Raw genomic sequence first — 15367 nt, forward strand, 5'->3', positions numbered from 1 at the left:
TATTCCGCCAAACCTTTGACATAAAAAACAGGAAGCAAGGGCACGATTATTCGTAGATTGTTTATTCCGTCAAACATTTGCCGAAAAAACAAGGAACCCAGCGAGCGATTATCGCAAAATTAGTTTTTCCCGTCAAATCTTTGACATAAAAAACAGGAAGCAAGGGCACGATTATTCGCAGATTATTTATTCCGTCAAACATTTGACTAAAAAACAAGGAAACCAGTGCGCGATTATCGCAAATTAGTTTTTTCCATCAAATCTTTGACATAAAAAAACTAGGAAGCAGCCCTCCTAGTTTTTCATTATTCTTCTGGTTCACCTTCTAAAAGCTCTGGCGTCAAATCTTCTATTTCATCCTCTAAATCCTCTTCCCAATCATCCCATTCCTCATCGGATTCAGACAAGTTGTTAGGATGGACGGAGACGACCACTTTCGTTTCTCCGATGACCTCTGCTAAAAATTCTCTTTCTACTTGAACCACAATGTTTTCGCCGTTTGGAGAAATGGTGACTTCCAGACAATTCGGCTGCTGCAAAACACGGGCAACCACTTCGTTCTCGTCATCTAAATAGTTGTCATCTTTATATCGTAATTTTAACACATCTGTATACTTGACACGCTCTGTAACTACTTCTGTTTTCGTATTTTCATCAAATGAATACCAAACGTTAATATCATATGTTCCCTCGATTTCAACTGTTTTCCCCCGTTTTTGCGCATCATATTTATGGTTAATAATCCAACCACCCAAAATACTTGCTGGTTTCTTCTCAGGACTAATCGTATGTGTTGCTTGAGTAAACTTTCGACCTTTTGCTACTACCGCTTTCGTTATGATTTCCCTATATTCTGCCATTTGCCAAACCCTCCTCAAAACGATCGTAAAAAGATTTTCGCTAGGACAAGCTCGATATTTTCATAAATCCTTCTAGTTCATTCTATGCATGAGCCAGAAAATATGTACCAAAAATTAAAAAAGACGCTGACGCGTCTTTAAACAAAATGAGGGAGGGTTGGCCGAAATCATAGAAATACCGATTGTTCATAAGCTCAAACGGTTTTTATTTTTTCAAAAATAGCCTGAAAACCTTAATACGATTAATGGCAAGATCCATGTTTATTCCGAATTTGGGCGCCTGTTTCACCCGTTAACAGATTACCTCCAGTTGAACGAATAATTTCATTTGTCACATGGTTTGAAATTGTATTCGCTACTAATTGAAGAAGATCGTTAACTTCAATTTGCGATTCTTTAAATTGCTGGACGATCGGAATTTGATCTAATTCTTCATACAGGCTGTCAATTTTCTCCTCCACTTGTTTGAGAGCTTCATGCTTTCCGAAATGCTGAAAATTGACGGCTTGTTTTTGCAGGCTTTTAATGCTGGCAATCATTTCCCGAACTTTTTGATTTTCGTTAATTTGTTCTTCCGCTTTTTTAAAGAAGTCAACTTGCTCTGTTTCGGCTATCATTTGCGCCAGTTCTTTTGCCTTTTCTAAAATATCGTCTTTCGTATACGCCATTACAATGTCACCCCAATTTGCTCTTCCACCATTTCTCCATCAAGAGTCCAGGTTTTGGCTTTTGTAATTTTTACTTTTACAAGCTGACCAATCGCCGATTTCGGACCTTTAAAGTTAACTAGTTTATTTTTTCTCGTATACCCTGCCAAAATGTCAGGATTGTTTTTGCTCTCGCCTTCAACTAATACCTCAACGACTTTGCCTTCATATTCTTTCATTTTTTGGGCGGAAATTTCGTTGACTAATGCATTTAATCGCTGCAGCCGTTCTTTTTTCACTTCCATCGGGACATTATCTTTCATTTTAGCAGCAGGCGTTCCTTCCCGAGGCGAATAAATGAACGTATAGGCACTGTCAAAGCCGACTTCGCGATAGAGGGAGAGTGTTTCTTCAAACTGCTCATCCGTCTCATTTGGAAAGCCGACAATGATATCAGTCGTTAACGAAACGTTTGGAATCGCCTTTTTAATTTTTTGCACTAATTCTAAATACTGTTCGCGCGTATATTTGCGTGCCATCAATTTCAATATTTCCGAGCTGCCTGACTGCACCGGAAGATGGATATGATCGACAAGGTTGCCGCCTTTGGCCAAAACTTCAATTAAACGGTCGTCAAAATCTTTCGGGTGACTTGTGGTAAAACGAATTCTGGCGATATCGATTTTTCGAAGCTCGTCCATTAAATCGCCTAGGCCGTATTTGATATCGTCAAAATCTTTCCCGTAGGCATTTACGTTTTGACCAAGTAACGTGATTTCTTTATACCCTTGCGCTGCAAGGTGGCGAACTTCTTGAATAATATCCTCCGGTCTGCGGCTCCGTTCTTTGCCTCGAGTGTACGGAACAATGCAATATGTGCAAAATTTGTCGCAGCCGTACATAATATTGACCCAAGCTTTAATATTTCCTTTCCGGACTTTCGGAAGGTTTTCAATCACATCGCCTTCTTTTGACCAAACCTCCACGACCATTTCCTTCGACATGTACGCTTCATTCAACAAATGCGGAAGGCGGTGAATGTTGTGTGTTCCAAAAATTAAATCAACATATTGGTACTGCTTTAAAATTTTGTTGACAACAGATTCTTCTTGGGACATGCAGCCGCAAACACCTAAGATAAGATCCGGCTTTTCCATTTTGAGCGGCTTCAAATGCCCAATTTCCCCAAATACTTTGTTTTCAGCGTTTTCCCTGATCGCACATGTGTTTAACAAAATAACATCAGCATCTTCTGTGCTGTCAGTCGGCTTATATCCGAGCTGCATAAAAATACCGGCCATCACTTCCGTATCATGTTCATTCATTTGACATCCGTATGTGCGAATATAAAACTTTCTGCCTTCTCCCATTCCTTTTAAATGTTCAGGAATGACAAAATCTTTATGGTATTTCACTTCTTCTTTTCCGCGCTTTTTCGCATCTTTTAAAGAAGGCGGAATGTAAACACGCTCGAAATACTTACTGTAATCCTTCTCGGATTTTTTGTCCGAAGGATTAACCAGCGTGGTTGCTAATCGTTGTTTTTCATTCATGGCGCATTACTCCTTCATGTTTAAAAGTGTACACTGTTTTATAGTATATCGTGTTAAGTAGCAGAACACAATATTGCACCATTATTTTATAATAAAGACACTTTTTTTAAAAATTTTCGATACAAGATTTCTAGAAATAAGCAAAAAGTAGATTTCTTCCTTTAACAATTGAAATCAAAAAAAGAGAGAGGGGAACCCCTCTCCTACATAAACTCTGCTACTAATTCGTCAAATTTCTCTTTGCTAAGTTTCAGTTCAGCTTTTGCAAGCGGCACTTCGCCGAATCCTGGAACAAGCTCTTCATATGGTTTTTGTTCTTTATTTTGATAAATAAGACCTGTTACAAGACCGTTATATTCCATTAACGTTTGCATCGCAAGTTTTTTGTCAGAAGGATCATATCCTTCAATATCTTTCAGCTTTGTTAAATTCTCTTTAAACCAGTCGTATGTGTTCACTTTGTTATAAGTAACGCAAGGACTGAACACGTTGATAAAGGAAAAGCCTTTATGCTGAATTGCTTGTTCGATCAAGGAAGTTAAATCTTTTAAATCTGTCGAAAAGCTTTGCGCAACAAACGTAGCACCTGCTGTTAACGCCAATTCCATTACGGACAGCGGAGATTCAATTGAACCTTGCGGGGTGCTTTTTGTTTTAAAACCGACATCACTTCTTGGGGACGTTTGTCCTTTTGTTAACCCGTAAATTTGGTTGTCCATCACAATATACGTAATGTCGATATTTCTTCTCATCGAATGAATGGTATGCGCCGTACCAATAGCAAACCCATCGCCGTCACCGCCAGCTGCTATGACCGTTAAATCTTGGTTCGCCATTTTTACACCTTGTGCGATCGGAAGCGCACGACCGTGAATTCCATGGAAGCCGTAAGAATATATATAACCTGAAATCCTTCCTGAGCATCCAATTCCGGAAATGACTGCAAGCTGATGCGGTTCCAAACCGACATTAGCCGCTGCCCTCTGTATAGCTGCTTGAACCGAGAAATCGCCGCAACCCGGACACCAATTCGGTTTGACATTGTTGCGAAAATCTTTAAAAGTGGCCATTTAGAACAACACTCCTTGTTTTGTGAACTCCTTGCTTTGCGTATAAATTTCATTCGGCAGGAACGGGTTTCCGTCATATTTTAATAGAGATTGAATTTTGTCAGCAAATCCGACATTCATTTTTATAAGATTTGCTAATTGTCCTGTTGCATTATGCTCCACAACGATGACTTGTTTGGCCTTTTCAATGAGCGGGCGAATTTCCTCTTTCGGGAATGGATGAATGAGACGGATGTGCGCATGGTTCACTTTCACTCCGTCTTCTTCTAGACGTTCCATCGCTTCCTCAATGGCCCCTCTTGTCGAAATGTAGCCAATGAACAAAATATCCGGCTCTTCATGCTTGTCATTTTTATGAACTTTATTGTTGAACTCTATTTGTTCTAATTTGCGAAGCCGTTTTTCCATTTGCGCCTTTCTGTTTGCGGCAGCTTCCGAAGGTTTTCCGGTTTCATCGTGCTCAACACCTGTCACATGGTGGATGCCGTTTTTCATTCCAGGAATCACTCGCGGCGATATACCGTCTTCTGTTATTTCATAGCGTTTGAAATACCCTTGATTGCCTGCTTCCGGAACTAATTCTTCATTTAATAGTTTTCCGCGCCGAATTTGGATAGATTCATAGGAAAGAGGTTCAACCGTTTGCTTACCAAGAGAAAGCTGCAAATCAGAAAGTACAATCACAGGGCATTGGTACTCTTCCGCTAAGTTAAACGCCTCAACCGTATCATAAAATGCTTCTTCCACCGTGCTCGGTGCAATAACAATTTTTGGTATCTCTCCATGTGTTCCGTAAATCATAGCCATTAAATCCGATTGCTCCTGCTTAGTTGGAAGTCCAGTGCTCGGACCACCGCGCTGTGTATCAACTATGACTAGCGGAGTTTCCGTCATGCCTGACAGACCGATCGATTCCATCATTAATGATAAACCTGGACCAGCAGAGGAAGTAAATGCCCTAGCACCGGCATAGTTGGCTCCAATCGCCATTGTGGCTGCAGCGATTTCGTCTTCCGTCTGAATGACAGCTCCTCCTAAATCTGGAAGCTTTTTAATCAAATATTCCATAATTTCCGAAGCGGGAGTAATCGGATAGGCAGCCATAAAGCGTGCACCAGCGGCAATCGCACCTAGAGCGATGGCGTCGTTTCCAATCATGAACATCCGCTTTTGACCATCCGCTTTTTCCAAATAAAGATCTGAACGGTCAAACCCTAATTCTTCTTTTAAATATTGGGCGCCTTTTCTAATCGCCTCCATGTTGTTTAAGACGACTTGTTCGCCTTTTCTTCCGTAAGTGTCTTGTACAACTTCCTGAAATAATGACGGGTCAAGATTCAAAATTGCGCTTGTTGCACCGATTGCAACCATGTTCTTCATTAAAGATGTTCCCAGCTCTGAAGCGATTTCCGTAAAAGGTACTGAATATAAGGAAACATTGCTTCCTTCAGGGATTTTCGGTCCAAACTTTGCATCGGCAAGTATAATTCCGCCGTCCCGCAATTCATGAAAATTAAAATCGATCGTTTCTTGGTCAAAAGCAACAAGAATATCTAAATCATCGCTTATCGTTCGAACTTTCTTCGTGCTGACACGAATTTTATTGTTTGTATGTCCCCCTTTAATTCGTGAAGAAAAGTGGCGGTATCCATATAGGTAATAACCAAGCCGGTTGAGCGTAATTGCAAAGACTTCTCCTGTACTTTCGATTCCTTCTCCTTGCTGCCCACCGACTTTCCATGAGAGTTGGTTTACCATTTCTATGTTACACTCCTTTGGATCTAAAATATCTTTATCATTTCCGGTATTTTAGAGGCCCACTGCCCTGTCGAAAAGTCTATGATGATGAATTATGCTATTTTTAGCCATAATAACCTTGTTCTGGCAGCAAAACCACCATACCTTAAAATTTTTGGGATAATCCTAAACGATTTCAATTTTATCCCTAAATAATCAAAATTACAAGTTTAAATGCTTGTAATGACAAAAAATTTTAAATATTCACCATTCTTTATTTCTGTATAATGAAATTATAATAAAACCGATAAATATTATCAACATTTTAAGCAAAAAACAGTCTGCAACCGAAAAGGAGTGCAGACTGTTTAGCTAATTTATTTAAACATGTTATCTCGGCTCAACAATCAATTTAATGGCTGTTCGTTCTTCACCGTCTATTTGAATATCTGTAAATGCCGGAATACAAATTAAGTCAACACCGCTCGGAGCTACAAATCCTCTTGCTATCGCTACCGCTTTTACAGCTTGATTCAATGCTCCAGCTCCAATCGCTTGAATTTCGGCGGCTCCACGCTCCCTCAGCACCCCTGCTAGCGCTCCGGCGACAGAATTCGGATTAGATTTTGCTGAAACTTTTAATATTTCCATTTCCTAGTTCCCCCTTCATTTTTTACAATGGTTCGTGAAAATTTATTGGAACAAATGCTGTTAGATGCATTGTTCAAAAGACCCATCACCTCTTGAACAATTGGTTCCATCCCATAGTTACTATATTCCCTAAAGTTTGGCAGTATTCCTGCTTATTTTTAATTTTTTTTTATTTAATTTATTCAAAATAAACGTGATCATCATTGATTAATATTCGTTTGATCGATTTCGCTTTGCCGGTTCCTTCCTCAATTTCCACTAATACGGCATTCAATTGTCCTCTGCCTTCATTGATTTCAAACCGAACAGGGAGATTCGTTAAAAATTTTTTTAATACTGCTTCCCTGTCAACTCCTAAAATACCATCATATGGTCCTGTCATCCCGACATCGGTAATAAATGCCGTTCCTTTATCTAAAATTCTTTCATCGGCAGTTTGAACGTGTGTATGAGTGCCAACCACTGCGGAAACTTTCCCATCCAAATACCAGCCCATCGCTTGTTTTTCGCTCGTTGCTTCCGCATGAAAATCAACAAAAATATATGGAGTTCTTTTCTTCGCTTCTTGAATCAATTCATCCGCTTTCCGAAAAGGGCAATCGATTGCCGGCAAAAATGTTCTTCCTTGGAGGTTTATGACTGCAAGCTCTTTTCCATCCGCTTCCACGTACACGATTCCTTTTCCTGGTGTGCCTTCAGGAAAGTTAGCCGGTCGAACCAACGCTTTTGCTTCATCGATAAATTCAAAAATTTCTTTTTTATCCCAAGTATGGTTGCCCATTGTCACTGCCTGAACTCCCAATGAAAGAAGCTTCTGGTAAATTTTCATAGTTATTCCTTTGCCATGTGCAGAATTTTCACCATTGACAATTGTTACTTCAGGATTATATTTTTTCTTCAGCTTCGGCAAATATTGTTCAACCATTTCTCTCCCTTTTGCTCCTACCACATCGCCTACAAATAAAACTTTCATGATGAATTCCTTTCTAAATGTTTATTATATAGTTTTGCATAAATTGAAAAAAAAATAAAGCGGCACATTTTCATGTACCACTTTATTTGGCATATTCAACCGCACGAGTTTCCCTAATGACGGTCACTTTAATATGTCCAGGGTAGTCAAGCTCTTCTTCGATCCGCTTGCGAATATCTCTTGCTAATCGATGAGCTTCTAAATCATCTATTGCATCCGGTTTTACCATGATGCGAACTTCGCGGCCTGCTTGAATGGCGTACGATTTTTCCACACCTTCAAACGACTCGGAAATTTCCTCCAATTTTTCAAGCCTGCGAATATAATTTTCAAGCGTTTCACTGCGGGCACCCGGCCGTGCTGCCGATAAAGCATCAGCCGCTGCAACTAAAACCGCAATTACCGATGTCGGTTCTTCATCCCCATGATGGGAAGCAATGCTGTTGATGACAACCGGGTGTTCTTTATACTTCGTTGCCAGCTCCACGCCGATTTCAACATGGCTTCCTTCTACTTCGTGGTCAATGGCTTTTCCGATGTCGTGCAGAAGCCCTGCACGTCTTGCAAGGATTTGATCCTCACCTAATTCGGCAGCCATCAATCCGGTTAAAAAGGCAACCTCTATTGAATGCTTCAGCACGTTCTGGCCATAGCTCGTTCGAAATTTCAATCTGCCTAAAATTTTGATCAAATCCGGATGAAGACCGTGAACGCCAACTTCAAATGTCGTTTGTTCTCCGATTTCCCTAATATGCTCGTCCACTTCCCGCCGCGATTTTTCCACCATTTCTTCAATTCGCGCTGGATGAATGCGCCCGTCTTGAACAAGCTTGTCAAGCGCAATTCTTGCTGTTTCACGGCGAATCGGATCAAATCCTGATAAAATAACCGCTTCCGGTGTATCGTCGATGATGAGGTCGATCCCTGTCAACGTTTCTAGAGTGCGGATATTTCTTCCTTCTCTGCCGATAATTCTGCCTTTCATTTCGTCATTTGGCAAATTCACAACAGAAACGGTCGTTTCAGCCACATGATCTGCTGCACAGCGCTGTATAGCAAGGGAAAGAATTGCCTTTGCTTTTTTGTCTGCTTCTTCTTTCGCCTTTGTTTCTGCTTCTTTCACCATTACAGCAATATCATGAGAAAGTTCCTTTTCCACTCGTTCAAGGATGATTTGTTTCGCCTCTTCACGCGATAAACCCGAAATGCGTTCAAGCTCTATTTGTCCTTCTTGCACCATCTTTTCCACTTTGCTTTCCATCTCTTCAATATGCTGTTGTCTTTCATTTAGAGAATCTTCTTTTTTATCTAGCATCGCCTCACGCTTATCTAATGATTCATCTTTTCGATCGAGATTCTCCTCTTTTTGCATTAAACGGTTTTCTTGTTTTTGAAGTTCATTTCTTCTTTCGCGAATTTCTTTTTCTACTTCCAAACGAAGCTTATGAATTTCATCCTTTGCTTCCAGAAGCGCTTCTTTTTTCGTTGCTTCAGCTTCACGCTTAGCATCTTCAAGAATTTGTTCCGCGGCGTTTTTTGCACCCGCTATTTTCGCTTCAGCAATGGATTTTCGAACAAAATAACCAACAACTGCACCGACGATTAGGCCAAGCAAAATGGAGATGATTTCAATGAGTTCCATTCTTTCACCTCCTCTTGCTATGAACTTGTCACAAAGAAAGTGTCGGCATTACACATTTACTCTCCCAATAACATTTTCCAAAAAAATATGTTAAATATATTGCAAAAATGAAAAAATATACATATCCATTTTAAATGTGGGAATAACCCTTGTCAAGTTTTCATCTTGTCGAACAAAGGATGGGGCTTTTTTTGACCAAAAAAATAAGACCGGCTACTCCGCCAGCCTTACGCTAAGATGTGCGTACATTATTCATCCAAAAGCTCGAACGTTTCCTGCCCCTCTTGCACAGGTTCATTCGTTTCAAGGCCATATGCCTTGCGAATTTCTTGCTGAATGGCATCGCGAATATCCGGATTTTCGCGCAAAAATTGCTTTGCATTTTCTCTTCCCTGTCCTAAACGCTCCTCTTGGTAAGAATACCACGAACCGCTTTTTTGTATAATATCCAATTCCGTTCCCAGGTCGATGATTTCTCCTTCTTTTGAAATCCCTTCCCCGTACATGATATCAACTTCTGCCGTTCTAAAAGGAGGCGCTACTTTGTTTTTGACAACTTTAATTTTCGTTTTGTTTCCTACCATATCATTTCCTTGTTTCAGCTGTTCAGCTCTGCGCACTTCAAGGCGGACAGATGAGTAAAATTTCAGCGCGCGTCCCCCTGGAGTTGTCTCGGGATTTCCGAACATGACGCCCACTTTTTCCCTTATTTGATTAATAAAAATCGCAATGGTTTTCGACTTGCTAATGGCTCCTGAAAGCTTCCGAAGCGCTTGTGACATAAGACGCGCCTGCAATCCGACATGCGCATCGCCCATTTCGCCTTCAATTTCCGCTTTTGGGACGAGTGCTGCGACCGAGTCAATGACAATGATGTCGACTGCACCGCTGCGAACGAGAGCTTCTGCAATCTCAAGAGCCTGCTCGCCGGTATCGGGCTGCGACAAAAGCAGTTCATCAATATTAACACCTAAATTTTGCGCATAGACAGGGTCGAGCGCATGTTCCGCATCGATGAACGCTGCTTGCCCGCCTAGAGCTTGAACTTCAGCAATGGCATGAAGGGCCACTGTCGTTTTACCGGAGCTTTCCGGTCCATATATTTCAATAATCCGACCTCGAGGATATCCGCCGACGCCAAGAGCTGCATCCAATGCCAGCGATCCGCTTGGAACTGTTGAAACTTTTCGCTCAGCCTGTTCTCCAAGCTTCATTATCGAACCTTTTCCGAATTGTTTTTCAATCTGTTTTAACGCCATTTCCAAGGCAGCTTGACGATCATGATTCAATACAATTTCCTCCTTAAAAAATTGATAGCTTCAAAATAAATATACCGTGTTTTTTCCTGTTTGCCAAGAAAAAAGGGAACATTTATTCGTTTTTTAATTTTCATTATATAAAAATTAAAAAACCGGATGAAGACGCTCATAACCGGTTTTCCATTTCCTTTATTACATTCATTACATAGTAGCAGCCATAATTTGCCGTTCTGTGCCTGATCCCTTCCCGAGTACCGGAAAGATGAAGCTCAAAGACTGCCGTCGGCCGATCGTCGATTTGAATACCGATATAGACAGTCCCAACTTCTTTTCCTTCAGAAGGATCAGGTCCTGCCACTCCCGTAAAGCTGATGCCGATATTGCTGCCGGTCAATTTTTTTATATTTTCCGCCATTTCTTTCGCACATTCAGAGCTAACGGCTCCTTTTGTTTTCAACGTTTCTTCCGACACGCCAAGAACATGCTGCTTCACTTCGTTTGTATAGCAGACAATTCCTCCAAGCACAATATTCGAAGCGCCTGGAAAATGGGTCAGCTGTTCGGAAAAAAGACCGCCCGTCAAACTTTCTGCAGCCGAAATAGTATATTGCTTTTCTTTTAGAAGCTTCATAAGCTGCTCTTGGATCGAAGTTTCACCGTGTCCATAAAAATATCGGCCAACACGGCTTAAAATCTTTTTTTCTGTTTCGTCAATCAGCTTCAGCGCAGTCGACTCATCTTCATGTTTTGCTGTCAGGCGCAATGTTACTTCGCCGTCTTTTGCCAGCGGCGCGATGGTCGGATTTGTTTGCTGATCAATCAGATCCTCTATATCTGTTTCAAGCTGAGATTCGCCGATGCCAAAGAAACGAAGTACACGCGATATGATTTTTTCTTTTAACCCGTAATGATATTGCAAAAACGGCACACCGTAGTTGATAAACATCGGCTTCATTTCTTTCGGAACGCCCGGCATTAGCAAATATGTAATTCCGTTCGCCTCTAACGCCATTCCTGGCGCCATTCCGTAATGATTTGGCAAAACAGTAGAACCTTCCAAAACTAATGCTTGTTTCCGATTGTTTTCCGACATTGTCCGTTTCGTCCGTTTAAAAAAATCCTCAATGTTTTTCATCGCCGCCTCGTCGATCACGAGGCGTTTATTCAAAATACGTGCAATCGTTTCTTTCGTCAAATCATCTTTTGTCGGGCCGAGCCCGCCGGTAAAAATGATGCAATTCGACCGTTTTTTTGCCGTTTCGATCGTATGCTTGAGCCTCTCAGCATTGTCTCCAACGACCGTATGATAAAAAACATTAACACCTATTTCAGCAAGCTTTTTTGATATAAATTGGGCGTTTGTGTTGGCGATCTGTCCAAGCAACAGTTCTGAACCGACAGCAATAATTTCAGCATTCACATTCATACAATATCCTCCACATGGTTATTTCGAATTGACAAACGCGTGTTTATTTTTCATGAAATAGTCCCATCCAGATAAAATGGTAAAAAAGAGCGCAACCCACAAAGCAATGTCTGCAAATGGAAACGAAATCCATTCAAAAGGTATATTATGTAAAAGCAAAGCGGAAATAGCCACGATCTGTGTCCATGTTTTTATTTTGCCGAGCATGTTAGCTGCTACGACTTCTCCTTCACCAGCCAGAACTAAACGCAATCCGGTTACGGCAAATTCACGGCTGATGATCAGAATGACAATCCAAGACGGAGCAGCACCTATTTCCACCAATATGATGAGAGCTGAAGAAACGAGCAATTTATCGGCAAGAGGATCTAAAAACTTTCCTAAATTTGTCACAAGTCCAAGCTTGCGTGCATAATATCCATCAATCCAATCGGTCGTCGAAGCTAAAATAAAAATGAGGGCGCCAACGACATGTTTGACAGGGATGACTTCTTCACCGACCGACCAATTTCCCCAATTAAAATCGCCCAGCATCACAATCATAAATATTGGAATTAGCATAATTCTTGATACAGTAATTCGATTTGGCAAATTCATTTTGTACCTCCACTAGCATAAAGTAAGAAAGAATAAGCCATCTCATACGATGACTTATTCATTCTTGTTATTTAAAATGATAATATCCTGCCGAACCATTTTATTCGGGTCCGTTTCATAAGAAACGGCTTCTCCATTCACTTGAATGGTCGTAAATCGAGCATCGCCTACAACGATTTTTGCTTCTTCTTCCGCTGTTACATCAACCGTTTTCTGCTCATTTTGTCGCATCATTCCTGCAAAAAACGATTTTCCTTTTCCGTTCTTCACTTCTATCCACGAATTCCCATTGGTTGAAATATCGATCACCAATTTGTCCGCATTGGACAATTCATATACGGTTTCTTTCCCTCTTACTTCTTTTACCGTCAATGTTTGCTTCGTTTCATTTTCGGCGTTCTCATCTTTTTTCTCCTCTTGTTCTGTTTCTTCAACCGAACGGTCTTTTTCATCGACAATATTATTTTGCTCTTTTTTCTCAGGCTCCACGCCAGAGGTTTCTATTTTGACGGATTTTGTATCGTCCTCCGTCTGAACGCCTTCATCTGTGCTTCCACGCTGGGAAAGCACCCAAACGATAATCGCCACCAAAATAATAACAGCGATGACGGCAAGCTTCGGCAACAGCTCTAAAAATTTGGAAGCCGGCTTTGGAAGCTCTTTATGCGTTTGAACGCGGGACAATTTCTCAGGTATCTCATCATATGTACTTGGTATTTCATTTTTATACTGTTCAAATAAAACATCCGGATCAAGGTCAACCGCTTCCGCGTATTGTTTAATAAACGCACGCACATAAAAATTCCCCGGCATGATCGAGTAGTTTCCTTCCTCAATGCCGATTAAATAGCGCTTTTGAATTTTAGTTATTTCCTGCAAGTCATCGAGTGAAATGTTTTTTTCCAGCCTAGCTTGTCTCAGATGGTTACCTAACTCGCTCAAAACGTACCCACCTTTCTAAAAATCAAATCCATTATAAATTGAGTGGCCAAACGGCTGATGATTATTTTCTACAACGTCATACGTAATTTCTTCATCAGGGTGATGTCTAAGTTCAATAATGTAGTCGAAATCATCCAAAGTATATTCGGAGCTCTGAACGAAAATATCTGGATGCTCCACGACTTTCGTTGCCGGAAGCTGCATCACTTCCCGAACTAATTGCAAATGCTGTTCAGAGCCTCTTTTCATCGTGACGATTCCATCTAAAATAAACACGTTATCTGTCCGGTATTCATCAGCAATCAGCCTTTCCCGGACAGTTTGCTTCAGCATGGTTGAAGAGAGAAAAAGCCATCTTTTATTCGCACAGACGCTCGCCGCTACGATCGATTCTGTTTTTCCGACACGCGGCATTCCGCGTATGCCGATTAATTTATGACCGTCTTGTTTAAAGAGCTCGGCCATAAAATCAACAAGAATACCAAGCTCATCGCGAACAAAACGGAACGTCTTTTTATCATCTGCATCCCGTTGAATATAAAAGCCATGACGGACAGCAAGACGATCTCTCAGCTTAGGCTGCCGCAATTTTGTCACTGTTATGTTGTCCATCGTATTCAGAATAGATTCAAGCCTTTTAATTTGTTCAATCGTTTCGCAGCGCAGAAGCATCCCGCGGCGCATATCATCAACGCCGTTAATCGTAACGATATTAATGTTCAGCATACCGAGCAAAGACGAAACATCTCCCAGCAGCCCCGGCCGGTTTTTTTGAATTTTATATTCTAAATACCATTCAGTTTTTTCCACCTTCAAAGACCCCCAAATAACACACCTATAAATTTATAATAAATCATTTTAGATAAAGAAGAAAGGATAATTGCAAGGAAAAAATAAAGGGCATCTTGGTCATTTCACCAAGTGCCCTAACTTGACAGTAATAAATGAAAAACATCCTAATGGACGCTGTCATTTTGAACAAGTTTCACCATCATGTTGGCGATTGCATGTTGCTCCTCTTTTGAAGCGACACTCCACAGATCGTGAAGAATTTTTTCTTCAGGGTTTTTCGGCTCCACTTGCTTTGCTAAATAATCACCGATTTCATACGCTAAATTGGAAATAACCTCTTGGGACAATCCGCCGCTTTCTGCTTGCTGGAGGCGATCCGCCAAAAAATCTTTCCATTGATTCCAATTTTCCAATACTGACATATGTTCCCCTCCTTTATCGTTTAATCAATTTTTATTTTCCCTTGATCATGCAGTTTTTATACGGGAGAGGGAATCAGCAGTACCATCCTCCATTGACAGCAATCACCTGACCTGTAATGTAGGAAGCTTGCTCGCTAATAAGGAATAAAACAACATTCGCGACTTCTTCAGGCTTTCCATTTCTTTCAAGGGGGATGCTGTTTTTAATATCTTCCAATTCTTCAGGAGAGAATCGATCATTCATACTTGTATCGATCATGCCTGGCGCAACGGCGTTGACGCGAATATTGGAAGGCGCTAATTCCTTCGCTAGTGCTTTCACAAAGGAAATTTGCCCCCCTTTTGCCATGGAATACAAAGCTTCACAGCTGGCTCCTGTCTGCCCCCATATAGAGGAGATGAAAAGAATGCTTCCTTTTTGTTTTCTTATCATTCCACTGACTACTTTTTGAGTAATAAAAAAAGGCGACGTGAGATGAAGCTGTATAATTTTTTGATAATCTTCCATCAAAACATCTTGAATCAGTCCGTAGTGGGAAATACCGTTAGCAAAAATAAGAGCATCTATAGAAGTTGGAATGTTTTCAAGTAATTGTTCCGTCCCGCTTTCCGATGACAAATCCGCATAAACTGGAATGATCTGATCATATAACTTCATTGCTTCTTTTAACGGTTCAATGTTTCGAAAGTATTGAGCATAAATTTGATATCCTTCCTGAGCCAATTTTTCTACAACCGCTTTTCCGATTCCTCCGCTGGCTCCAGTTACTAACGCTGTTTTCAAGATTTCCCCTCC

Annotated in this window: 15 protein-coding genes; all 15 read right to left on the minus strand. The window is 40.9% G+C overall.

Annotated features, from left to right (window positions below; translation table 11 throughout):
- Positions 1 to 305: 305 nt before the first annotated feature.
- Positions 306 to 860, minus strand: coding sequence for an outer spore coat protein CotE (gene cotE, locus RI196_RS10350; RefSeq protein ID WP_063386736.1), 555 nt, complete (start codon positions 858 to 860; stop codon positions 306 to 308).
- Between the two features lie 242 nt (positions 861 to 1102).
- Positions 1103 to 1528: a YlbF/YmcA family competence regulator gene (locus RI196_RS10355; RefSeq protein WP_063386735.1), complete on the minus strand. Its 426-nt coding sequence runs from the start codon at positions 1526 to 1528 to the stop codon at positions 1103 to 1105.
- Complete coding sequence (gene miaB, locus RI196_RS10360) at positions 1528 to 3060, minus strand: tRNA (N6-isopentenyl adenosine(37)-C2)-methylthiotransferase MiaB (protein ID WP_063386734.1); 1533 nt, start codon at positions 3058 to 3060, stop codon at positions 1528 to 1530. Before miaB ends, RI196_RS10355 begins: the two co-directional genes overlap by 1 nt.
- 203 nt (positions 3061 to 3263) lie before the next feature.
- A complete protein-coding gene (locus RI196_RS10365; RefSeq protein WP_063386733.1) occupies positions 3264 to 4130 on the minus strand; it encodes a 2-oxoacid:ferredoxin oxidoreductase subunit beta in 867 nt (288 codons plus the stop codon).
- Complete coding sequence (locus tag RI196_RS10370) at positions 4131 to 5888, minus strand: 2-oxoacid:acceptor oxidoreductase subunit alpha (RefSeq protein ID WP_117016773.1); 1758 nt, start codon at positions 5886 to 5888, stop codon at positions 4131 to 4133.
- A 369-nt stretch (positions 5889 to 6257) separates the two neighbouring features.
- Positions 6258 to 6518 (minus strand): stage V sporulation protein SpoVS, encoded by a 261-nt coding sequence (gene spoVS, locus RI196_RS10375; protein WP_003181955.1) that lies wholly within the window; start codon positions 6516 to 6518, stop codon positions 6258 to 6260.
- Between the two features lie 178 nt (positions 6519 to 6696).
- A complete protein-coding gene (gene ymdB, locus RI196_RS10380; RefSeq protein ID WP_063386731.1) occupies positions 6697 to 7491 on the minus strand; it encodes a 2',3'-cyclic-nucleotide 2'-phosphodiesterase in 795 nt (264 codons plus the stop codon).
- An 82-nt stretch (positions 7492 to 7573) separates the two neighbouring features.
- Entirely contained in the window at positions 7574 to 9133 is a 1560-nt protein-coding gene (gene rny, locus RI196_RS10385; RefSeq protein WP_063386730.1) for a ribonuclease Y, read from the minus strand.
- Between the two features lie 248 nt (positions 9134 to 9381).
- On the minus strand, positions 9382 to 10392 hold the full coding sequence (gene recA, locus RI196_RS10390; RefSeq protein ID WP_063386751.1) for a recombinase RecA: 1011 nt from the start codon (positions 10390 to 10392) through the stop codon (positions 9382 to 9384).
- Between the two features lie 166 nt (positions 10393 to 10558).
- A complete protein-coding gene (locus RI196_RS10395; protein WP_094246518.1) occupies positions 10559 to 11812 on the minus strand; it encodes a competence/damage-inducible protein A in 1254 nt (417 codons plus the stop codon).
- Positions 11813 to 11836: 24 nt separating this feature from the next.
- Positions 11837 to 12415 carry a CDP-diacylglycerol--glycerol-3-phosphate 3-phosphatidyltransferase gene (pgsA, locus tag RI196_RS10400; RefSeq protein ID WP_094246009.1) on the minus strand — a complete coding sequence of 193 codons (579 nt, stop codon included), beginning with the start codon at positions 12413 to 12415 and terminating at the stop codon, positions 11837 to 11839.
- 54 nt (positions 12416 to 12469) lie between these two features.
- Entirely contained in the window at positions 12470 to 13357 is an 888-nt protein-coding gene (locus RI196_RS10405) for a helix-turn-helix domain-containing protein (protein ID WP_094246010.1), read from the minus strand.
- Between the two features lie 15 nt (positions 13358 to 13372).
- Positions 13373 to 14167, minus strand: a complete 795-nt coding sequence (locus RI196_RS10410; protein ID WP_066246441.1) for a YmfK family protein — start codon at positions 14165 to 14167, stop codon at positions 13373 to 13375.
- A 146-nt stretch (positions 14168 to 14313) separates the two neighbouring features.
- Complete coding sequence (locus RI196_RS10415) at positions 14314 to 14571, minus strand: DUF3243 domain-containing protein (RefSeq protein WP_063386726.1); 258 nt, start codon at positions 14569 to 14571, stop codon at positions 14314 to 14316.
- A 73-nt stretch (positions 14572 to 14644) separates the two neighbouring features.
- The gene (gene ymfI / locus RI196_RS10420) at positions 14645 to 15358 is read right to left on the minus strand and encodes an elongation factor P 5-aminopentanone reductase (protein WP_232515766.1); all 714 of its coding nucleotides are present in this window, start codon (positions 15356 to 15358) and stop codon (positions 14645 to 14647) included.
- Positions 15359 to 15367: the final 9 nt, after the last annotated feature.

This window comes from Aeribacillus composti (assembly GCF_031760945.1).
In the GTDB taxonomy this organism is placed as follows: domain Bacteria; phylum Bacillota; class Bacilli; order Bacillales; family Aeribacillaceae; genus Aeribacillus; species Aeribacillus composti.

Bases quoted from the DNA above. Each gene is read 5' to 3' on its own strand.
- cotE (WP_063386736.1), bottom strand. From the start codon at position 860: ATGGCAGAATATAGGGAAATCATAACGAAAGCGGTAGTAGCAAAAGGT.
- RI196_RS10355 (WP_063386735.1), bottom strand. From the start codon at position 1,528: ATGGCGTATACGAAAGACGATATTTTAGAAAAGGCAAAAGAACTGGCG.
- miaB (WP_063386734.1), bottom strand. From the start codon at position 3,060: ATGAATGAAAAACAACGATTAGCAACCACGCTGGTTAATCCTTCGGAC.
- RI196_RS10365 (WP_063386733.1), bottom strand. From the start codon at position 4,130: ATGGCCACTTTTAAAGATTTTCGCAACAATGTCAAACCGAATTGGTGT.
- RI196_RS10370 (WP_117016773.1), bottom strand. From the start codon at position 5,888: ATGGTAAACCAACTCTCATGGAAAGTCGGTGGGCAGCAAGGAGAAGGA.
- spoVS (WP_003181955.1), bottom strand. From the start codon at position 6,518: ATGGAAATATTAAAAGTTTCAGCAAAATCTAATCCGAATTCTGTCGCC.
- ymdB (WP_063386731.1), bottom strand. From the start codon at position 7,491: ATGAAAGTTTTATTTGTAGGCGATGTGGTAGGAGCAAAAGGGAGAGAA.
- rny (WP_063386730.1), bottom strand. From the start codon at position 9,133: ATGGAACTCATTGAAATCATCTCCATTTTGCTTGGCCTAATCGTCGGT.
- recA (WP_063386751.1), bottom strand. From the start codon at position 10,392: ATGGCGTTAAAACAGATTGAAAAACAATTCGGAAAAGGTTCGATAATG.
- pgsA (WP_094246009.1), bottom strand. From the start codon at position 12,415: ATGAATTTGCCAAATCGAATTACTGTATCAAGAATTATGCTAATTCCA.
- RI196_RS10415 (WP_063386726.1), bottom strand. From the start codon at position 14,571: ATGTCAGTATTGGAAAATTGGAATCAATGGAAAGATTTTTTGGCGGAT.